The sequence below is a fragment of the Kribbella sp. NBC_01484 genome, from assembly GCF_036227145.1.
Classification (GTDB): Bacteria; Actinomycetota; Actinomycetes; order Propionibacteriales; family Kribbellaceae; genus Kribbella.
Genome location: NZ_CP109437.1, coordinates 3,630,451 through 3,651,018, shown reverse-complemented (window position 1 = coordinate 3,651,018; position 20,568 = coordinate 3,630,451). Strand labels below are relative to the sequence as shown.

General features: G+C 68.6%; 21 protein-coding genes. 10 read left to right on the top strand and 11 right to left on the bottom strand.

Annotation, left to right across the window (positions count from 1 at the left end; genetic code table 11):
• Positions 1-906, bottom strand: coding sequence for a helix-turn-helix domain-containing protein (locus tag OG555_RS18045; protein ID WP_329484065.1), 906 nt, complete (start codon positions 904-906; stop codon positions 1-3).
• Positions 907-1,038: 132 nt separating this feature from the next.
• Here OG555_RS18045 and OG555_RS18040 point away from each other — a divergent pair, with 132 nt between their 5' ends.
• Positions 1,039-1,788, top strand: a complete 750-nt coding sequence (locus OG555_RS18040) for an SDR family oxidoreductase (protein WP_329484064.1) — start codon at positions 1,039-1,041, stop codon at positions 1,786-1,788.
• Here the strand turns inward: OG555_RS18040 and OG555_RS18035 are convergent.
• Positions 1,785-2,954 carry an amidohydrolase family protein gene (locus tag OG555_RS18035; RefSeq protein WP_329484063.1) on the bottom strand — a complete coding sequence of 390 codons (1,170 nt, stop codon included), beginning with the start codon at positions 2,952-2,954 and terminating at the stop codon, positions 1,785-1,787. The genes OG555_RS18040 and OG555_RS18035 overlap by 4 nt on opposite strands.
• Before the next feature lie 61 nt (positions 2,955-3,015).
• Between OG555_RS18035 and OG555_RS18030 the strand changes: the two genes are divergently transcribed.
• Positions 3,016-3,762, top strand: a complete 747-nt coding sequence (locus OG555_RS18030; protein WP_329484062.1) for an SDR family oxidoreductase — start codon at positions 3,016-3,018, stop codon at positions 3,760-3,762.
• A gap of 199 nt (positions 3,763-3,961) precedes the next feature.
• Here the strand turns inward: OG555_RS18030 and OG555_RS18025 are convergent, their stop codons facing one another.
• Positions 3,962-4,597, bottom strand: coding sequence for a TetR/AcrR family transcriptional regulator (locus OG555_RS18025; protein ID WP_329484061.1), 636 nt, complete (start codon positions 4,595-4,597; stop codon positions 3,962-3,964).
• A gap of 283 nt (positions 4,598-4,880) precedes the next feature.
• Here OG555_RS18025 and typA point away from each other — a divergent pair, with 283 nt between their 5' ends.
• The 3 genes from typA (at position 4,881) to OG555_RS18010 (ending at position 9,218) form a co-directional block, all read left to right on the top strand.
• Positions 4,881-6,743, top strand: a complete 1,863-nt coding sequence (gene typA / locus OG555_RS18020) for a translational GTPase TypA (RefSeq protein ID WP_329484060.1) — start codon at positions 4,881-4,883, stop codon at positions 6,741-6,743.
• A gap of 63 nt (positions 6,744-6,806) precedes the next feature.
• Positions 6,807-8,411: a glutamate--tRNA ligase gene (locus tag OG555_RS18015; RefSeq protein ID WP_329484059.1), complete on the top strand. Its 1,605-nt coding sequence runs from the start codon at positions 6,807-6,809 to the stop codon at positions 8,409-8,411.
• Between the two features lie 246 nt (positions 8,412-8,657).
• Positions 8,658-9,218, top strand: coding sequence for a L,D-transpeptidase (locus OG555_RS18010; RefSeq protein ID WP_329484058.1), 561 nt, complete (start codon positions 8,658-8,660; stop codon positions 9,216-9,218).
• A 29-nt stretch (positions 9,219-9,247) separates the two neighbouring features.
• Here OG555_RS18010 and OG555_RS18005 read toward each other — a convergent pair whose 3' ends face one another.
• Positions 9,248-9,751, bottom strand: a complete 504-nt coding sequence (locus OG555_RS18005) for a macro domain-containing protein (RefSeq protein WP_329484057.1) — start codon at positions 9,749-9,751, stop codon at positions 9,248-9,250.
• A gap of 88 nt (positions 9,752-9,839) precedes the next feature.
• On the opposite strand from OG555_RS18005, the gene OG555_RS18000 reads away from it, so the two are divergent.
• Positions 9,840-10,631, top strand: coding sequence for a L,D-transpeptidase family protein (locus tag OG555_RS18000; protein WP_329484056.1), 792 nt, complete (start codon positions 9,840-9,842; stop codon positions 10,629-10,631).
• A gap of 330 nt (positions 10,632-10,961) precedes the next feature.
• Here OG555_RS18000 and OG555_RS17995 read toward each other — a convergent pair whose 3' ends face one another.
• From OG555_RS17995 to ygfZ, 5 genes are all read right to left on the bottom strand, one after another.
• Positions 10,962-11,312 (bottom strand): DUF2516 family protein, encoded by a 351-nt coding sequence (locus OG555_RS17995; RefSeq protein WP_328524191.1) that lies wholly within the window; start codon positions 11,310-11,312, stop codon positions 10,962-10,964.
• A 103-nt stretch (positions 11,313-11,415) separates the two neighbouring features.
• Positions 11,416-11,937 carry a hypothetical protein gene (locus OG555_RS17990; protein ID WP_329484055.1) on the bottom strand — a complete coding sequence of 174 codons (522 nt, stop codon included), beginning with the start codon at positions 11,935-11,937 and terminating at the stop codon, positions 11,416-11,418.
• Positions 11,938-11,970: 33 nt separating this feature from the next.
• Positions 11,971-12,435: a helix-turn-helix domain-containing protein gene (locus OG555_RS17985; RefSeq protein ID WP_329484054.1), complete on the bottom strand. Its 465-nt coding sequence runs from the start codon at positions 12,433-12,435 to the stop codon at positions 11,971-11,973.
• Between the two features lie 73 nt (positions 12,436-12,508).
• Entirely contained in the window at positions 12,509-13,465 is a 957-nt protein-coding gene (locus tag OG555_RS17980) for an asparaginase (RefSeq protein WP_329484053.1), read from the bottom strand.
• A 46-nt stretch (positions 13,466-13,511) separates the two neighbouring features.
• Complete coding sequence (gene ygfZ, locus OG555_RS17975) at positions 13,512-14,507, bottom strand: CAF17-like 4Fe-4S cluster assembly/insertion protein YgfZ (protein WP_329484052.1); 996 nt, start codon at positions 14,505-14,507, stop codon at positions 13,512-13,514.
• A gap of 110 nt (positions 14,508-14,617) precedes the next feature.
• Between ygfZ and OG555_RS17970 the strand changes: the two genes are divergently transcribed.
• The gene (locus tag OG555_RS17970) at positions 14,618-15,439 is read left to right on the top strand and encodes an LLM class flavin-dependent oxidoreductase (protein ID WP_329484051.1); all 822 of its coding nucleotides are present in this window, start codon (positions 14,618-14,620) and stop codon (positions 15,437-15,439) included.
• Between the two features lie 635 nt (positions 15,440-16,074).
• Here OG555_RS17970 and OG555_RS17965 read toward each other — a convergent pair.
• Complete coding sequence (locus tag OG555_RS17965; protein WP_329484050.1) at positions 16,075-17,442, bottom strand: cation:dicarboxylate symporter family transporter; 1,368 nt, start codon at positions 17,440-17,442, stop codon at positions 16,075-16,077.
• Positions 17,443-17,551: 109 nt separating this feature from the next.
• On the opposite strand from OG555_RS17965, the gene OG555_RS17960 reads away from it, so the two are divergent.
• Positions 17,552-18,808, top strand: a complete 1,257-nt coding sequence (locus OG555_RS17960; RefSeq protein WP_329484049.1) for a sensor histidine kinase — start codon at positions 17,552-17,554, stop codon at positions 18,806-18,808.
• The gene (locus tag OG555_RS17955; RefSeq protein WP_329484048.1) at positions 18,801-19,478 is read left to right on the top strand and encodes a response regulator; all 678 of its coding nucleotides are present in this window, start codon (positions 18,801-18,803) and stop codon (positions 19,476-19,478) included. The genes OG555_RS17960 and OG555_RS17955 overlap by 8 nt, the downstream gene beginning before the upstream one ends.
• A gap of 49 nt (positions 19,479-19,527) precedes the next feature.
• Here OG555_RS17955 and OG555_RS17950 read toward each other — a convergent pair whose 3' ends face one another.
• Positions 19,528-20,022 (bottom strand): FABP family protein, encoded by a 495-nt coding sequence (locus tag OG555_RS17950; RefSeq protein ID WP_329484047.1) that lies wholly within the window; start codon positions 20,020-20,022, stop codon positions 19,528-19,530.
• Between the two features lie 166 nt (positions 20,023-20,188).
• Here OG555_RS17950 and OG555_RS17945 point away from each other — a divergent pair, with 166 nt between their 5' ends.
• Positions 20,189-20,551, top strand: a complete 363-nt coding sequence (locus OG555_RS17945; protein ID WP_329484046.1) for a DsrE family protein — start codon at positions 20,189-20,191, stop codon at positions 20,549-20,551.
• Positions 20,552-20,568: the final 17 nt, after the last annotated feature.

Sequence of the window (20,568 nt, the reverse complement as noted above, 5' to 3'; positions counted from 1 at the left end):
TCAGGGTAACTCCGGCGTCTGCGTCGGGAATCGGGACTTCTCCCTATCCGCCGGGCCGCCGGCGTCATGGTCCGCCGCCGCCCAGCTCGCGAGCAGCCGCAGGTTCTGCTCGGACGCCGACGCGGGCTCGACGGTGTAGGTGACCAGCAGCTGATCCGGGTCGCCGGGCAGTTGCAGGGTCTCGTACCGCACGCTGATCTCGCCGACGAGGTGATGGTGCAGGACCTTCGTCCCGAAGCTCTTGTCCTTCACCTCGTGCCGGGCCCAGTGCTCGCGGAACTCGGGGCTGTGGATCGACAGCTCACCGACCAGTTCGGCCAGCTCCGGGTCGTCCGGGTAGCGGCCGGCGTACATCCGCAGGTAGTCGACGCTCTCGGCCGCGACCGCGTCCCAGTCCGGGTAGAAGTCGCGCGAGGCCGGATCCAGGAACACCATCCGCGGCACGTTCCGCTCCGTCGGCGCCAGGCTCGCGAAGTCCGCGATCAGCGCCGCGGCCAGCTGGTTCCACGCCAGCACGTCCATCCGGCGGCCGAGCACGAACGCGGGTACGTCGTCCATCGAGTCCAGCAGCCGCTGCAGTCCGGGCCTGATCCGTTGCGTCGCCGTACGGCGTCTCGTCGTCCGACGGACCGGTTTCGCCAGCCGGGCCAGGTGCTTGCGCTCGTCAACAGTCAGGCCGAGCACGTCCGCGACCGCGTCGAGGATCTCCTGCGAGACGTTGTCGGTGCGGCCCTGCTCGAGCCGGACGTAGTAGTCGGCGCTGACCCCGGCCGCTTGGGCGAGCTCCTCACGACGCAGCCCCGGCACGCGGCGACGGCCGCCGAACACCTTGAGTCCGAGGTCCTCGGGCTGCACCCGGGCCCTCCGCGACTTCAGGAACTCGGTCAGCTCCGCACGGCGATCCATGGCTCCAGTATCCAGATCGGCCGGGTCCGGAGCCTGGTCCTGCCAGAACCAGGTTCAGCAGACATCTGGGTAGCGTCCGGCGATCGCCACAGGATCGGTGTCATCAACCTTCGCAACTACTTGGAGAACACGATGACGAACCTTCCGCTGGCCGGCCGCAACGCTGTCGTCACGGGTGCCGCGAGCGGTATCGGCGCCGCGATCGCCGAGCGGCTGGCGGCCGACGGCGCCGCGGTCGCACTGGTGTCGCGGCGGCAGGACCGGCTGGACGACCTGGCCGGCAAGCTCGGCCCGCAGGCGTTCGGAGTCGGGATGGACGTGACCTCACCGGACTCGGTCGATGCCGGGGTGGGCCAGATCCACCAGCGGCTGGGCCAGGTCGACCTGCTGGTGAACGCCGCCGGGGTGATGCTCGCGGCCCCCGTCGAGCAGGTCCGGCTGGACGACTGGACCCGGATGATCGACACCAACCTGACCGGCGCGCTGCGCTTGATCGGCGCGTTCACGCCGGACCTGATCGCGGCCGGCTCCCAGGGCCGGACCGCCGACCTGGTGAACATCTCGTCGATCGGCGCGCACCTGGTCTTCCCCGGGTACGGCGTCTACAGCGCGACCAAGGCCGCCCTGACCCATCTGTCCACGTCCCTGCGGGCGGACCTTTCGCCGTACGACGTGCGCGTCACCAACATCGAACCCGGGCTGACGGACACGGAGCTGGCCACTCACCTCGACGCCGACGGTCAGGACCTGATCGCCGCGATGAACGACCAGATCGGCGCACTGACCGCGACCGACATCGCCGACGTCGTCACGTTCGCGGTCAGCCGCCGTCGCGAGCTCAACCTCCGCCAGATCATCGCCCTCCCGACCCGCCAGGCCTAAGCCTCACTACCGCCCAGATAGACGGCGACCGGACTGGCCAGAGCCGTGATGTCGTCGGTCGGGTCACCGTCGACGAGCAGGAGGTCCGCGTCGGCCCCGGGCCGGATCCGGCCTTTGCGAGCGCCGAGACCGAGCGCGTCGGCGGCGACGGCCGTGGCGGTGGTGAGTGCTGTCTTCGCCGGAAGACCCGACTGCACGTACTCGGCGAGGGTCGCCGGCAGGAGTCCGTGGGGTTTGGCCGGCCCGATCCCGCCGTCGGACCCGGCGACCAGCCGGACTCCGCCGTCGTACAGGCGATGAACGACCTGCTGCAGCGCGGCCTCGGTGATTCCGGCCCGGGCGGCAACGGCCAGGACCTCCGGCGGTACGACGACCGACCTATCCGACCCGAGCGTTCCGCAGACCGCGATCCCGGAGGCGGCGAGTGCGGCGAGCAGGTCGCCGTCGATCGTCACGCCGCCGGCCGTCAGACAGGTGCAGTGCTCGATCCCGTCGACACCGGCTGCCGCCGCCTGACGTACGGCGGCCAGCGCGTGCGCGTGTGCGGTGATCGGAAGGCCGACCGCGTGGGCCTCCGACACGGCTGCCGCCAGTTCGGTCGGGGTGAACTGCGGGCTCAGCGCGTCGCTGCCAGGCGTCACCGGACCGCCGCTGCCCATGATCTTGATGACATCGGCACCCTTCTCGGCTCGACGGCGTACGGCCGCGCGGATCTGCTCCGGGCCGGCCACCTCACCGCCAAGCCACCAGCAATGCCCGCCCACGCTGGTGAGTGGCGCGCCGGCCGCGATGACCGTCGGCAGCCCATTGACGCCGCGGTTCCGCCAGTCCAGGACGGCGTCGTTCGAGTCACCGAGGTCACGGACAGTGGTGACCCCGGCGTCGAGGTGGATCCGCAACGACTGCTCGATGGTGGCGAAGATCGTGTCTTCCGTCGCCTCGCGCAGCCGGTCGAGGGCTCCCGGGCCACTGTCGCCGGTGAGGTGCACGTGCGCGTCGAGCAGCCCGGGCAGGATGGTGCCGCCCGGCAGTTCGCGGATCGGCCAGTCGCGCGGCGCCTCCCGGTCGGTACCGGTGATCCGGCCGTCCTCGACGACCACGACCCGGTCGTCGAGCACCCGCTCGCCGTCGAAGATCCGGTCTGCCCGCAGCGCGATCCTGGTCATATCGGCAGTTTGTCCTGAGACGCGGTCCAGCGTCAGGGCACGTGAGTGGAAGACTTGGCGCATGACTTCCGACCGACCTCTTGCCGTGGTGACCGGAGCGAGCAGCGGGATCGGGGCCGCGTCGGCGCGGTACCTGGCCCGCGAGGGTTTCGAGGTGATCTGCGCTGCGCGGCGGCTGGATCGGATCGAGGCGCTGGCCAAGGAGATCGACGGGCGCGCGGTGCGGTGCGACGTCACGTCGACCGACGACGTGGCCGCGCTGGCTGCCGCCGTCGGTGACCGGCTGGCGGTGCTGGTGAACAACGCCGGCGGGGCCTTCGGGTTCGAGCCGGTCGCCGAGGCGGACCTGGACGCCTGGCGGCAGATGTTCGAGGTGAACGTGATCGGCGTCGCGGCCGTCACCAAGTCGTTGCTCCCGGCCCTCATCGCCGGCCACGGCACGATCATCGTGATGGGCTCGACCGCCGGCCAGGTCGCCTACGAGGGCGGCGGCGGGTACGTCGCCGCCAAGCACGGCGCCAAGGCGGTCGTCGACACGCTGCGGCTGGAGCTGTTCGACCAGCCGGTGCGGGTCTGTGAGATCGCGCCCGGCATGGTCCGCAGCGAAGGCTTCGCGCTGACCCGCTTCGACGGCGACCAGGCCAAGGCCGACGCCGTGTACGCCGGAGTCGCCGAGCCCCTCACCGCCGACGACATCGCCGACATCGTCGCCTGGATCGCCACCCGCCCGTCCCACGTCAACATCGACCGCCTGACCGTCCGCCCCCGCGCCCAAGCCGCCCAGCACAAGGTCCACCGCGTTCAGTAGGGCCGCACTCCGACGTAGGTAGAGGTGTCACACAATCGCGGTCGTCGTGCGACGTGTCGATCGAGCCGGACGCAGAGGAGTGCACCGGGGAGCTCCAAGCGGCCGTCGGGAACTGCCGAGCGCGCTCGGCCGCGTCGGCCTCGCGCTCGAAGTTGCGGGGAAACAAATGTGCACCAGGTGACGATTAGTTTCCCCGCTACTACTTCGCACGGAGTCGATCCACCGGCGGGGACAAGACGGGCAGTGGACTGGTGGGCTCCGGCAGGTTGTAGCCGGCGTACAGGCGGCGGCGGATGTCTTCGACGGGGAAGGTCTCGCAGTAGATCGCGAGCTTGACCGTCACGCCCTCCAAGGTTGCTCTGAGCAACATTTCCTCGACGGCGGGGTCGGCCGCGCCGCGGGCGGTGAAGATGTCCCGGATCGCGTCCTCGACCAGGGCCAGGCGGTCCGACTTGGCGGTCTCGACCCGGGCGAACACGTCGTGCGTGCCAGGCTGCATCATCAGGCTGATCGCGAGCCGCTGGATCGGGAGCGTGGTGGCGGCCGCCATCAAGCCGCCGTCGATGATGCCGGCCAGGCGTTCGTCAGGCGTCCCCGGGATGGTGAGGATCGCAGCGATGCCGTCCAGCCAGCGGTCGAGCAACTCGGCGGCGAGCTCTTCCTTGGTGGCGAAGTAGTACGCGACCAGTCCGCGGGAAACGCCTGCCTGGGCGGTGACCTGCGAGATGGACGCGGCCTCGTAGCCCTTGGCGGCGAAGACCTCCAGCGCGGCGGCCAGGATGCGCTCCCGGGAGCGCTCTCGCAGTTCCTGATTGACGGTGGCCGACCGCGGCACGATCCCTTTCCTTTGTGGTCAAGGCCCTGAAGCGCCGGACAATCCCCGTCCTTCTGCCCGGCGCTCCCGGGCTGACCCCCCGTTATTTCAGGCCCCTCCCCAGGCGCCTTCTATAGACTGGACGTCCGGTCAACAAATGTCAAAGGGGCTTCCGATTCGTGGACACGAACGGTCACCGGTAAGATGAAGAGGCTGCGCCCTGCGTCGAGTGGCCTTCTCGAGCGACACAACACGCCGTAGCCACCGCCTGACACTCAGTCCTATCTGCTTGGAGCGCTTCCCCATGCCTGTCCGTAACGACCTGCGCAATGTCGCGATCGTGGCCCACGTCGACCACGGGAAGACGACTCTCGTCGACGCGATGCTGTGGCAGTCCGGCGCGTTCGGCGCACACCAGCACGTGGACGAGCGAGCGATGGACTCCGGCGACCTGGAACGTGAGAAGGGCATCACGATCCTGGCCAAGAACACCGCCGTACGGCACAAGATGGCCAACGGCGAGCAGATGACGCTGAACATCATCGACACCCCCGGCCACGCCGACTTCGGTGGTGAGGTCGAGCGCGGCCTGTCGATGGTGGACGCGATCGTGCTGCTGGTGGACGCCTCCGAGGGCCCGCTGCCGCAGACCCGGTTCGTGCTGCGCAAGGCGCTGGCGCGGCAGATGCCCGTCATCCTGGTGGTGAACAAGGTGGACCGGCCGGACGCGCGGATCGCCGAGGTCGTCGACGAGACCTACGAACTGTTCCTCGACCTGCTCGACCACGACGCCGACCAGTCCGCGCTCGACTTCCCGATCGTCTACGCCTCGGCCCGGGCCGGCCGCGCCTCGCTGAACCCGCCGGCCGACGGCGGGCTGCCGGACTCCGAGGACCTCGAGCCGCTGTTCGAGGCGATCCTGGCCAACGTGCCGGCCCCGGAGTACACCGAGGGCGCGCCGCTGCAGGCACACGTCACCAACCTGGACGCCTCGCCGTTCCTCGGCCGGCTCGCGCTGGTCCGCGTGCACGAAGGCACCCTGAAGAAGGGCGCCCAGGTCGCGTGGTGCAAGCACGACGGCACGATCCAGAAGGTCAAGATCACCGAGCTGCTGATCACCGAGGCGCTCGAGCGGGTGCCCGGCGACTCGGCCGGACCGGGTGACATCGTCGCGATCGCCGGTATCCCGGAGATCATGATCGGCGACACCCTGGCCGACCCGGACGATCCCAAGCCGCTGCCGTTCATCACCGTCGACGAGCCGGCCATCTCGATGACCATCGGTACGAACAGCTCGCCGCTGGCCGGACGGATCAAGGGCACCAAGGTCACCGCCCGCCTGGTCAAGGACCGGCTCGACCGCGAGCTCGTCGGCAACGTGTCGCTCAAGGTGCTGCCGACCGAGCGTCCCGACACCTGGGAGGTGCAGGGCCGTGGTGAGCTGGCGCTGGCCATCCTGGTCGAGCAGATGCGCCGCGAGGGGTACGAGCTGACCGTCGGCAAACCACAGGTCGTCACCCGCGAGATCGGCGGCAAGCGGCACGAGCCGGTCGAGCGGCTGACGATCGACTGCCCCGAGGAGTACCTCGGCACGGTTACCCAGCTCCTCGCGGTCCGCAAGGGCCGGATGGAGCAGATGACCAACCACGGCACCGGCTGGGTCCGGATGGAGTTCCTGGTGCCGGCCCGCGGCCTGATCGGCTTCCGCACCGAGTTCCTCACCGACACCCGCGGTACGGGTATCGCGCACCACGTGTTCGAGGGCTACGAGCCATGGTTCGGCGAGCTCCGCACCCGGCCGTCCGGCTCGCTGGTGTCGGACCGGTCCGGCGCCGCCACGTCGTACGCGATGATCAACCTGCAGGAGCGCGGCACCATGTTCGTGGAGCCGACCACCGAGGTGTACGAGGGCATGATCGTCGGCGAGAACTCGCGCTCCGACGACATGGACGTCAACATCACCAAGGAAAAGAAGATGACGAACGTCCGCTCCAACGCGGACGAGTTCGAGAAGCTGGTCCCGGCCCGCAAGCTGTCGCTCGAGCAGTCGCTGGAGTTCTGCCGCGAGGACGAGTGCGTCGAGGTCACCCCCGACGCGATCCGGATGCGCAAGGTCGCCCTCACCCAGATCGAGCGGTCGAAGCTCGGGCGCAAGAGCAAGAGCTGAGTTCGCCTGACCATGCTGGATCGTGCGGTTGTCGATGGGCTGTTTCCGGCGGATCTTCCCGAGGTGGAGGTCTGGGAGCAGGAGTTTCCGGAGCGAGGGCTTGCGGAGGGGGCGAAGGTCACCCGGTTCGGGCCCTCGCCGACAGGTTTCGTGCATATCGGCGGGATCTACGTCGCGACGATCGATCGGGACATCGCCTCCAACTCCGGCGGGGTGTACCTGGTTCGGGTCGAGGACACCGATCAGTCGCGGGAGGTCGAAGGGGCGCTGGATCAGTTCGCGCGGGCCTTCGAGTACTTCGGCATCAGCTCGGACGAAGACGTCGACCACGGGACGTACGGGCCTTATGTGCAGTCGCACCGTGAGCGGATCTACCTGACCTACGTCCGGCACCTGTTGCGGCAGGGCAACGCCTACCTGTGCTTCGCGACCAAGGACGAGCTTGCCGACATCACCTCGCAACAGCAGGCCACGAAGGTCCCGACGGGGTACTACGGCAGCTGGGCGATCTGGCGGGACGCCGACCCGGCTGATGTTGGGGCCAAGTTGGCCGAGGGGGCGCCGTACGTCGTCCGGTTCCGCACCCCGGACGACGCCGACGGGCAGCGGACCAGCTTCGTCGACGCGATTCGTGGGCGGCTCGAGCACGAGGCGAATCGGAACGACGCGGTGATCCTGAAGTCATCGGACCAGTCGCCGCGACTACCGACGTACCACTTCGCGCACGCGGTCGACGACCACCTGATGCGGGTCAACCTGGTGATCCGTGGCGACGAGTGGATCTCCTCGGTACCGCTGCATCAGCAGCTCTTCGCGGCGCTCGAGTTCGAGCCGATCACGTACGCGCACATCGCGCCGCTGATGAAGCAGATCCCGGGCGGGAAACGGAAGCTGTCGAAGCGGAAGGACCCCGAGGCCGGTGTCGACTTCTATATCGGCGCGGGCTACCCGGCGGACGCGGTGCTCTACTACCTGCGTGGACTCGCCAACGGCCGGCTCGCGGAAATGCCTCTGGCAGAAGCGTTGTCGACGCCCATCGATCTGAGCCAGGCCGGTGTCGCCGGGCCGCTCGTCGACCTGGTGAAGCTCGAGGACATCAGCGCCGACCACATCGCGACCTTGACCGGGCAGCAGATCCTCGCCGCGGTCCGCAGGTGGGCGACGGAGTACGACGCGGAGCTTGTCCCCGTGCTCGACGGTCGGACCGACCTCGCACTGCGGGCGCTCGCGGTCGAGCGGGACGGCGTCGAGAATCCGCGCAAGGATCTGCGTAAGTGGTCCGACTTCCGGTCGGCGTACGGCTTCTTCTTCCCGGAGTTGTTCGTCCCCGTCGACGGTCCGGCCGACGAGCGGCTCGTCCCGCTCGGGGTCGCGCCGGAGGTCGTCACGGCGTTCGCCCAGGACCTGGTAGCCGGCTACGAGCATCGCGACGATCCGCAGGAGTGGTTCGACCAGATCCGCTCCCTCGCCGCGAAGCACGGGTTCGCAGCGAACGCCAAGGAGTACAAGAAGGACCCGGACGCGTATGCCGGCTCGATCCGCGAGGCATCCCAGCTCGTACGCGTCGCGATCACCGGTGCGACCCGCAGCCCGGACCTGCACGCGACGGCCCAGGCCCTCGGTGAACCGGAAGTGCTGCGTCGGCTGCGAGCGCTGGCGGGTCAGTAACTCCTGGGGCGGGAGTGGCTGTTGTTCCATACTTCAAGCGTCCTGGAGGGTTCCTAGGGCACGAAGTGGAAACGGTCACTCGCGGAGTGCGACCTGAACTACATCGGTGTGATAAATAATTCTTCGGCCGGTCGCGGGGGCTACGGCGGTCGCGGGTGAGGAAGTTCCGGATCGTTACCAACCAGACGTCAGTCGATGACGTCTGTCTTTGTGCAAGCAACTCTGTTGGGGGAAGGACAAGGAAACATGGGCATTCTGCGTAAGCTCGGCGCTACTCTGACGGCCGCCGCGTTCGTGGGCGTCGGCGCACTTTCCGCCACCACGACGGCCGATGCCGTCACGGTCGCACCGAAGGTTGCGCCCCAGGTCGTGGTCGCGCCGCAGAAGGCGGCCACGGCGGCGTCGTCCAGCGCGGTGGTGGGCAAGTACCGCCTGGACAAGCGTTGTCTGACGAAGGGCCGGGTGCTCTGCATCAACAAGAAGACCCGGAAACTGGTGTACGTCGTGAACGGCAAGGCGGTCCAGGTCGCGGACGCCCGCTTCGGCGCCCGCAAGACGCCGACCCGCAACGGCGTCTTCAAGGTCTACCGCAAGTCGAAGAACCACGTGTCGTCCCTGTACCACTCGAAGATGCCGTACGCGATGTTCTTCAGCGGCGGCCAGGCGGTGCACTACTCCTCGGACTTCAAGGCCCGTGGCTACAACGGCGCCTCGCACGGCTGCGTGAACATCCGGGACAAGGCGAAGATCGCCTGGATCTTCGCCCGCATCAAGGTCGGCGACAAGGTCGTCGTCTACAGCGGCTGATCAGCAAGCGCTCAGCAGCGGCCGGGGAGTCACTCCCCGGCCGCTGTCGCGTTCTGGAAGGCCTTGTAGAGCCGCGGTTCCACCAGACAGAAGGTCGCGGTGGCGACGCCGGTCGCCGTCCGGCGCAGCGTCTGTACGGCGATGTCCGCGGCGGACCCGGCCGGCCAGCCGTAGATCCCGGCCGACACCGCCGGCAGGGTGAGCGTCTTCACGTCGAGCTCGTCCGCGATCCGCAGGGCGTTGCGGTAGCAGGACTCGAGCAGCGCCGGATCCCGTTGGCCCGCGGTGTAGTTCGGCCCGACCACGTGGATCACGTACGACGCGGGCAGCGAGCCGGCTGTGGTCCAGACCGCCGTACCGGTCGGGGTGCCGCTCGGGTACCGCTCGATCAGCTCCGCGAGGATCTCCGGGCCACCCGCGCGATGGATCGCGCCGTCCACGCCACCCCCGCCGCGCAGGGCGTGATGGGCCGCGTTCACGATCGCATCGGCCGGCATCGTGGTGATGTCGTTGGTGCTGAGAACGATCTCCATACGGAGTTCCTCCGGTACGCTGAGCCAACCGAAAGACCGGTGAGGACGTCCCACAAGTGTAGGGACGGGTCGATCAGAGGGGTGTCCGATGCGTGGGCCGATCATTCGCAACGTACTGACCGGACTGGTCACGGGCGCCATCTTTGCTGCCCTCCTCAGTTCCGGAACGAGTGCGACGGCGACCCCGAACGACCTCAAGACGGTGCCGTTCGAGGTCAGCGGTGAGCTACCGATCTACCCGAAGGCGCTGTGGAAGAACGGCTCCACCGGGACCAACGTGCGCAAGGTCGAGGCGCGGCTGGTGCAGCTCAAGCTGCTGGAGAAGCGCTACCAGGACGACGAGTTCGGGACGATGACCCGGTCCGCGGTGAAGAAGTTCCAGCAGTCCAAGGGCATTCCCCAGCTCGGATACATCGATCAGAACACCTTGACCAAGCTGGCCGCGGTCACTCACGAGCCGACGCAGACCGAGCTCTTCCCGCCGGCGCCGGTGGTGAGCGGCAAGAAGCTCGACCCGCGCTGCGCAACCGGCGCGGTGATGTGCATCGACAAGTCGACCCGCAAGCTGCGGTACGTCGTCGACGGTGTGGTGAAGATGCAGCTGGACGTGCGGTTCGGGGCAGTGAAGACGGCGACCCGCGAGGGCAGCTTCACGGTCGGCTGGAAGAGCCGGAACCACGTCTCCAAGCTGTACGACTCGGCGATGCCGTTCGCGATGTTCTTCAGCGGCGGCCAGGCGGTGCACTACTCGTCCGACTTCGCGGCCCGTGGCTACAACGGCGCCTCGCACGGCTGCGTGAACGTCCGGGACCTGGGCAAGATCAAGGTCCTGTTCAGCGAGATCAAGGTCGGCGACAAGGTGATCGTCTACCGCTCGTGAGCCGCCGTACGACGAACGCCCGTAGGACGAACGCCGTACGACGGTCGCCTGTTAGACGAGCCCCGGACGACGGTCGGCCCCTACGACGAGCGCCGTCCCAGGTCGCCGGGGGTAGGGAGGTTGCTGCGCCGTCGCACTTTTCGGGGGCTCGTACCCCCACTCGGGGGCTTTGACAGGAAATAGCAGGTGATGCCCCACCAGTTCCTGTCCTACCCCCCAACGACTGGCGCGGCCGGGGCACTGCACGCTGGCCGCTAGCCTTTGGCCGAAGCCGCACGGCAGGAACGCAGTACGAGTGCTGGGTCCTGGAACGTCGTACGGCGGGGTGGGTCAGAGGGGACGTGGGCCGCGGCGGCGGCGGATGCCCCAGCCGCCTCGGCCGCGGCCGGCGGCGGCACGCAGGGCCGGGCGGGCGTCGACCAGGTAGACGGCGGACGCGACGATGCCGATCAGGCCGAAGAAGCTGAGCCAGCCCTGGAAGATCTGACTGAGCGTGAACACGATCAGGATCAGCATCCACCCGGGCTTGGTGAGCTTGTCCGCGGCGACGAACACCGCCCGTGGCCGGAAGGCGGCGTCGATCAGAGCGACCAGCTTGAGGCCGAGCAGCACCCACCAGATGATCTCGAGCGGACCTGCGAACCCGGGAAAGAGGTTCGGGAACGTAGCGAGTGGGAGCATGCCTACGAGCCTAACCGAAAGACCGGGTGGCCCACCTCTGCTCGGTCGCAGATCGGGGCCACCCGGCCGGAGGATTCACCCACAGGTGGGCTGATCGTTACCGTCAGTCGCCGAGCTTGGCGGCGGCGTCGGTGGCGGCCTTGGACGCGGTCTTCGCGGTCTTGCGGGCGCTGGTCGCGGTCGCCTTGACGTTGCGGGTCGCGCTGTCGGCGGTCTTCTTGGCCGTGGTCCGGGTCGCCTTGGCCTTGCTCACCGTGGTCTTGGCCTGGGTGACGAATTCCTCGGTGGCCTTCTGGCTGCGGATCCGCTCGACCAGGTCCTTGCCGCGGCCGGCCAGGTCCTCGTAAGTCTCCTCGGCCTGGCCGAGCACGGTGGTGAAACCGTGCTGCGCGACGGCCGGCAGCTCACGCAGCTTGGCCGGGGCGGTCCGCGCATCGGCGACGAGGGTCTCGAAGCGCTTGGCGAACTCGGTCTGAGCCTTGGTCAGCTCGGTCTGCAGGGTCTTCTGGTCCAGCTTGGCGAACCGGGCGGTGACGTCCTCGCTGACCGCGCGGAACTTCTCCACCGCGAGGTCGCCGGCGCCGGCGATCGCGTAGAACGGGGTGACAGGCGTACGGGTAGCCATCAGGCTTCTCCTCGGATTTTCAGCAGGAAACAGTTACTTGGTGGTGCGCTTGCTTGCAGGGGTCTTCTTGGCCGTGGTCTTCGCAGCCGGTCTGGCAGGAGCCGGCTCGTCGGGCTCATCAGGGGACGTGTTCTCACGGACGAACGACGCGTAGACGTCCAGCAGGACACGCTTCTGCCGCTCGTTCAGCGCGGGGTCGAGCAGGACGGCGTCGACCACGCCCGCGGCCCGTCGGCCGTCCGAGCTGTCGTCCGGATCGAGGATGCCGGCCCGTATGTACAGGGTCTCCGCGGAGATCCGCAACGCCTTCGCGAGCTGCTGCAGCACATCGGCCGACGGTTTCCGCAGGCCGCGCTCGATCTGGCTCAGATACGGGTTCGACACACCGGCCAGGTCCGACAGCTGCCGCAACGACAACTGCGCATGCCGCCGCTGCTCGGCGAGGTACTCCCCGAGGGAGCCCACTGCCCCAGCCGCACGATCACTCAACTTGGCCATGCGTCCATTGTGCTAGCAACCTGCTTGCAATTGCAAGCAGAGCCACCGTGAGCCCGCTCACGCGGGCCGTCAACTAGCTGAAAGCCGAAGGATGCGGCTGGACGGCGCCGACCTGGACGCCGCCGCCGAGGAGGGGGAAGTGGAGGTGGCGCTCGATGGTGTCGTTGGTGATGCCGAGGCGCTGCAGGGTCGCGGCCATGACAACCTTGCGGGCGCGGGCCTGGCCGTCCTCGAGTTTCAGGGCGATGCCACGGCCGTCCGCGAGGCCGACGGCGTACACACCTTCGGCGCCGGCCTTGCAGAACAGGCCGTCGACGGCGTGCATCAGCTCGGCCTCGTCGCGCGTACTCCCGCTGGCAAACTCGGGGTGTGCGCGGAAGGCATTGACGACGCGAGCCTCCAGGGTCTCCGGGGCCGCGGCGGCGAACAGGCCGAAGGAGCGGGCCAGGCCGGACAGCGTGAGGGCGAAGATCGGCGCACCGCAGCCGTCGACGGCGATGTACGAGGCCTTCTCGCCGGCAGAGTCCTCGATCGCGGTCCGGATCTCCTTCTGCAGTGGGTGATCCGGCGAGCGGTAGTCGTCCAGCGGCCAGTCGTTGACGTGACAGGTCAGGATCATCGCGGCGTGCTTGCCCGAGCAGTTCATCGTGATCGGCTCGGGGCCGTGGCCCGCGCGTACCCAGGCGTCCCGGGCCGCGTCGTCCAGCGGGTACTGCACCGGCGTCCGCAACGCCGACTCGTCCAGACCGGCCTTCGCGAGGATCCGGCGTACGCCGTCCAGGTGGAACTGCTCGCCGGAGTGCGACGCGCCCGCGAGCGCGAGCAGCTCGCCGTCCAGGTCCAGGCCGTTGCGGAGCATGCCGAGCGCCTGCATCGGCTTGTTCGACGAGCGGGGGAACATCGGCTGGTCGACGATGCCGGCCGACCAGGCCACACTGCCGTCGGGGTTCGTCACCACGACGGAGCCACGATGATGGCCCTCCACGAAGTCGCTGCGGACGACGTCGGCCAGGATCACAGGTTCGGTCACGGCTGAACTGTACAGGTGCAAAACGCGGTGTTGCGAATGATCCGGCTCACAGCCGGGCGCGCACGTGCAGTCCTGCCTCGGGGTCGACCAGGATCTCCTGCGTCGCGGTCACGGTCGGCTGATCCTCGGCCACGACCTCCAGGACGGCGTCCGGGTCCACGTTCCGCTTCACCATCGCCAGTGCGATCGGGCCCAGCTCGTGATGCCGGGCCGCCGACCCCACGAACCCGACCTGCTTCTCCCCCGCGCATACGACGTACCCGTGCGCGGGCAGGTGGTCGACCGAGCCGTCCAGATGCAGCCGCACCAGGCGCCGCGGCGGACGGCCGAGGTTGTGCACCCGCGCGACCGTCTCCTGACCGCGATAGCAGCCCTTGTTCAGGTGTACGCCGACGCCGAGCCAGCCCACCTCGTTCGGGATGGCGCGCTCGTCGGTGTCGAGGCCGAACCGCGGGTTGCCGGCCTCGATCCGGAGCGCCTCGTACGCCCAGATCCCGGCCGCCGGCCCCTCGAGTCCGGCCAGCTCCGCGCGCGGCAGGAACACCTCGTGGCCGCCGAGCGAATCCGCACCACTGCGGGTCAGATGCTCGTTGGCCGAAGCCGGTCCGGGCCGCCAGACGATCGCATAGTCGTCGGTCACGTCCGCGATCTCCACCCGGGACATGAACACCATCTTCTGCAGCCAGTCGACCATCGCCGCGGCCGCGCCCGGCTCGGTGTGCAGCCAGAACGTCTCGCCGTCGTCGACGCCGTACATCACGTGCTCGATGTGGCCGGTCGGTGACAGCAGCAGCGCGGTCGTCGACGTGCCGGGCTTGAGGCCCTCGAAGTACTGCGTGGTCAGCGCGTGCAGCCAGGTCAGCCGGTCGGGGCCGGTGATCGTGACCACGTCGCGGTGCGACAGGTCGACGAACGCCTCACCAGCGACCAGTGCCCGCTGCTCGCGCAGATCCGACCCGTAGTGGGCGGCGACGCCGGCGTCGAGTCCGGTGGCCTCGACCGCGCCAGGCCGGGCCAGCAGTGGGCTGCGGTTTCGTGACATGTCACCAGAGTACGTCGAGCGGCGTACGGCGATCGCCTCCCGGGGTGGGATGTGGACAACCCCGGGTCGCGGCCACGCTTGAGGTATCAGAACTTGAAGGGAGCAAGGCGATGAGTGACCGGCGATTCCGGTTCGGTGTGGTGGGCAGCCCGACGACCGGCGACGACTGGATCAAGACCGTCCGCCGAGCGGCGGACCTCGGATATTCGACCGTACTGATGCCCGACGGGCTCCAACTGCCGTCGCCGTTCCCCTCGCTGGCGATGGCCGCCGCGGTCGCGGATATCCGGGTCGGCACGTTCGTGGCAGCGGCACCGCTCCGGACACCGCGTGCGGCCGCCTGGGAGGCGCACACGCTGACCGTCCTGACCGACGGGCGGTTCGAGTTCGGCATCGGGACTGGGCGGCCGGCGGTCGAGCAGCAGGTCGAAGAGATCGGTCTGCGCTTCGGCTCGGCCAAGGAACGACGTGACCAGGTCCGCGAGACTCTCGACCACCTGGTGCGGCTCGACGGCGAGCGCCGTACGCCGATCATGCTCGCGGCCGGCGGACCACGGGCGCTCGCACTGGCCGCGTCACGGGCCGACATCGTCTCGCTGGCGAAGGACGCGATGACACCACGGGCCGAGATCACTCAGCTGGTCCGGGACCTGCGTGAGCTGGCCGGATCGCGGGCGGACGAGATCGAGCTGGCGATGAACCTGTTCGCGGCCGGGACGCGCGAGCTGCCGCCGTGGACGAAGCGGGCGGCCGGCGTCGAACCCGAGGAGCTGGAGGCGAGCGACTCGCTGATGATGCTGCGCGGTACGCCGCAACAGATGGCCGACGAGCTGCAACGGCGGCGGGACGAGTTCGGTACGACGTACATCAGCGTCAACTCGACCTACCTCGAGGACCTCGCTCCTGTGGTCGAGATGCTCACCGGCCGCTGACCCGTCCACCACCCGCACCCTCGCGCCACCACCACCGTCAGTCAGGTCGGGCGGTTTCGGCGGGCGTGTTCTCCGCCGATCGGTCCACCTCTGGTGACCTGGGACAGGTCCTGGTGGGCTGAGACAGGCAATTCCTTGTCCCAACCCACCACGACCCGTCCTAACCCACCGGCCACAACGCAGCGCCCCAACCCACCACGACCTGTCCCAGCCCACCGGCACCGTCCCCGCCCGGCGCTCGGTGTCGGCGCGGGCATGGTGCTGAGCGACCCCCATTTGGTGGGTTGACGTCCGAGATGGTGGGTTGGCGCCCCGGAATTCGGTACGGCAACCCACCACATGGGACGTCAACCCACCAAATGCGTAAGCGGGCCGCCTACCGCCTGGGCGAGGTGCCGAACTGCCGGACCACCGACGCGAGGGCGTGCCCGGTCGCGAGCGCCATCACCTGTTCCTTCTCACAAACTCACCGCGTGCCCGGCAAAGCTGTCTGGTCGGTGGTCTCACCGATGACCTACCGTCCGTCACATCACCCACACATGAAGCAGAAGAGCCGGTTGACCCCTGAAATGGCCATAGCACTGCCCGCCGGTCTGTGGCCCGGCGGGCAGTGCTGGGAGGGGTGGGAAGGTGGCTCAGCGGTCGGACGTGACCTGGGCTGTTGCGGCCGGTACGTCGCCGGCGTGGGGGTCGCCGGCGGCGAAGGCGGCCTCGTCGAACGGGTCCTCGCCGGCGAAGACCTGCCGGGCCTGGTCCTTGTCGAACTCCCCGACCCAGTGCCCGACCAGGACGGTGGCGACCGCGTTGCCGGCGAAGTTCGTCAGCGCCCGGGCCTCGGACATGAACCGGTCGATGCCGACGATCAGGCCGACGCCGTCGACCAGATCCGGGCGGTGCGACTGCAGACCTCCGGCCAGCGTGGCCAGGCCGGCGCCGGTGACTCCGGCAGCGCCCTTCGAGGCGACGATCATGAACAGCAGCAGGGAGATCTGCTGGCCGATGGAGAACGGCTGGTCCATCGCCTCAGCGATGAACAGCGACGCCATGGTCAGGTAGATCGCCGTACCGTCCAGGTTGAACGAATAGCCGGTCGGGACGGTGATACCGACCACCGACTTGTCCACACCGAGGTGTTCCATCTTCCCGATCAGCCGGGGCAGGGCGGTCTCCGACGACGAGGTGGACACGATCAGCAGGAACTCGCGGCCGAGGTAGCGCAGCAACTGGAAGATCGAGATTCCGGTGACCACGCGGAGCAGCGTGCCGAGTACGACGATCACGAACAGCAGACAGGTGGCGTAGAAGGCGAGCATGATCTTGCCGAGGCTGACCAGCGCGTCCGTTCCGGTGGCGCCGACGACGGCCGCGATCGCGCCGAACGCGCCGATCGGTGCAGCCCACATGATCATCGACAGCACCTTGAACACCAGCCGCTGGATGTACCCGATGGCGTCCAGGATCGGCTGGCCCTTGTTGCCCATCGACTGCAGCGCGAAGCCGATCAGCAGCGCGACGAAAACGGTCTGCAGCACTTCGCCCTCGGTCAGCGCGGACAGCATCGACTTCGGGATGATGCCGAGGAGGAAGTCCGTCGTACCCTCATGCGCCCCGGCGGCCTGCTTCTGGCCGGTCTCGCGGAGCTTGTCGGTCAGGTTCAGACCGGAACCGGGCTGGACGAGGTTGCCGACCACCAGGCCGATGGCGAGCGCGACCGTCGACATCACCAGGAAGTAGACGAGCGCGAGACCGCCGACCTTGCCGACGCTGGCGGCCTGGCGGACCGAGCCGATACCGAGTACCAGCGTGCAGAAGATGATCGGGCTGATCAGCATCTTGATCAGGTTCACGAACCCGGTGCCGAGCGGTTTCAGCTCGACCGCGAAGTCCGGGAACAGGAATCCGACACCGATGCCGAGCAGGACGGCGACGATGACGGCGATGTAAAGGAAATGGGTCCGGTCGTTGCGGACCGGCGTCGGTCGGGGTTCGGGCGGGCTCGACATGTGGGGACTCCCTGGATCGGCCGGGCGGGCTGGTCTGGAGTAACTGTGACGTGACGCACAGGGGAACTGCTCATTTCGTTCATATCGTTCTCAGTGCACACTGTCCGTTGTGAAACACCGGCCGTGGGAACTGCGCCGCCAGGTGCTCTGGCTGCAGACGGTCACGGTCACCGTCCTGATCGCGATGGCCTGGATCACGCTGATCAGCCGGTCGCGGGCCCAGGCCGCGCGGGATGCCGCGGCCGCGGGCATCGCCGCGCCGGGCTGGTGGGAGCTGATCCGGCTCGATGTCCGCTCGATGCTCGGCATCGCCAGTCTGATGCTCGGCGTCGCGATCGCCGGCAACGCCCTCGTCTCCTGGCGGGTCCGGCGGGCCACGCGCGGCATGGGCACGCAGTCACTGGCCCGGATGCTCGACTTCTACGAAGGCGTCCTGCACGCGGCCCGGGAGGGCCTGATCCTTTTGGACGCGGACGGTCGCGTCCAGCTCGCCAACGACGAGGCGCTGCAACTCCTCGGCCTGCTCGAGGTGACCCCGGGGACGCCGATCGACGAGCTGCACCTCGGGTCGACTCTTGCGGAGTTGCTCCAGGGCGGGAGAACGGCGTACGACGAACTGCACCTCGGGGCGCACGGGGTCCTGGTGGTGAACCAGCAGCCGGCCCGGTCCGGACGGATCGTGACACTGCGGGACCACACCCAACTGCAGCGGTTGCTCGGCGAACTGGACGCCGTACGCAGTCTGGCCGAGTCGCTGGAGGCGCAGAATCACGAGGCGTCGAATCGTTTGCACACGGTCGTCAGCCTGATCGAGATCGGCAAGCCGGAACGCGCTCGTGAGTTCGCGGTGTCCGAGTTGCAGTTCGCGCAGGCGATGACGGACCGGGTGGTCGGGACGGTCGGCGATCCGGTGCTGGCGTCCCTGCTGCTCGCGAAGCTGTCGCAGGCTCAGGAGCGTGGCGTCGTACTGACGCTGGAGCTTGGTTCCGAGGCGTTGAACACGCGGCTCCCGGCTCAAGATGTCGTGACCGTCGTAGGCAACCTGCTCGACAACGCGATCGAGGCCGCGCGCGGCGGACCGGCTCCGCGCCGGGTCGAGCTGCGCGCCGGTACGACGCCGGATGCGATCGACCTGATCGTCACGAACACCGGTGCCGAGCTGGGCGCGGTGGAGCTGGCGCACATGTTCGAGCGCGGCTGGTCGACGAAGGCCGAGCCGGGGCACGGCCTCGGTCTCGTGCTGGTGCGGAGCACGGTCGAGCGGTGGCAGGGCACGCTGATGGTCGACCCGGATTCCGAGCTCGACGACGTACCGGCGCTGACCGTCCGGGTCCGGCTGCCGCGGGCGGTGAGCGCCAGTGCCTGAGCTGCGGGTGCTGGTCGTCGAGGACGACCCGGTCGCCGCCGAGGCGCATCGCATATACGTCGAACGCCTGCCGGGCTTCACATGTCTCGGTGTCGCGGGTACGGCGGCTCGCGCGCTGCAGGTGCTCGCCCGTGGTGACGTGGATCTGGTGCTGCTCGACATGCACCTGCCGGACGGGCACGGGCTGGACGTGGTTCGCCGGATGCGGGCCTTGGGCAACCAAACCGATGTGGTCGCGGTGACGTCGGCGCGGGAGGTGGCAGCGGTGCAGGCGGCGGCGCGGATCGGCGTGGTGCAGTACGTCCTGAAACCCTTTGCCTTCGAGACGTTGCGGGACCGGTTGACGGCGTACGCGCGGCAACGGCGGACGGCCTCGCTGGGTGAAGTGGTCGCGGATCAGGACGAGGTCGACCGGTTGTTGCATCCAGCAACCGTCTCGTCGGTGCCGAAGGGGCTGGCCGGATCAGTGCTCGACCGCGTCGTCCAGCTGCTCGGGAACCGCGAGGGCTGGACCGCGGAGGAGGTCGCGGCGTCGCTGGGCACGTCCCGCATCACCGCGCGCCGCTACCTCGAGCACCTCGCCGACCAGGGACAGGCCCTCCGCACCCAGCGCTACGACGGCCGCAGCGGCCGCCCCAAAGTCGAGTACTCCTGGGTCGCGGAGAGCTAACGTCCGAAGAACTGTGGCGTATGGCGCACGCTTCTTCGGACGTAACGGATCAGGTGCGGACGAGGGTTGCCCACAGGTGGGGCTGGAGGGCCTGGCCCTCGGCGGCCATGTCGTAGGCCCACAGGAGCTCGCCGTTGACCAGGCCGTACAGGCGGTGGCCGGCGGTGACCTCCTTGGCGGTCACGGTGCGAGCGACGACATCGGTTCGCAGCTCGATCTTGGCGCCGTCGATCTCGCCGTACCAGATCTCCGCGATGCCGGTCGGGTGGGCCAGGATGACCTCGACCTTGTTGTCCGGCTTCGGACGCCAGAAGCCGGTCTCGACGGCCAGCGGGCGCTCCTTGGTGCCGTCCTCGCCGACCACGTAGGTCTGGCTGACGTAGTGCAGGTAGGGCTTGCCGTTGTGGCTGAAGTCGATCTGCTGGCCGAACTCGAACTTCTCGATCGTCGGGTAGTCGCCGTGCCCGCGACCTTCCCAGCGGCCCAGCAGCCAGGCCAGCGGCACCAGGTCGGGGTGCAGGTCCTGCGGGATCTCGAACGCCATCGGTCCCTCAGCTCGCGTTGCGGCCGCGGTACAGCCGGTAGACGACAAACGCCGAGAACCAGGCCATGAATACACAGACCAGGATCAGCAGCGTGGTGAAGATGACGTGCAGCACGTCGGCCAGTCTAGGGGATGCGCCTGCCGAGGCTTCGGCTACCGTGGCGTGATGTCCCGCACGCTGGTGATCAAGCTGACCGCAGGCGCCGAGGAACCCGAGCGCGCCAACCAGGCCTTCACCGTCGCCGCCACCGCGATCGCCGCCGGCGCCGACGTCTCCCTCTGGCTCACCGGCGAAGCCGTCTGGTTCGCCGTCCCCGGCCGAGCGGAGTCCTTCGATCTACCCCACGCGGCACCGCTCGCCGATCTGCTGGCCGCGGTGCTCGAGGGTGGACGCCTCACGGTCTGCACCCAATGCGCCAAACGCCGCGAGCTCACGGACACCGATCTGTTGCCCGGTACGCGGGTCGCCGGCGCCCCTGCCTTCACCGAAGAGATCCTTACCGACAACGCCCAGGCCATCGTGTACTGACAGCCCCTTCCCGCCCG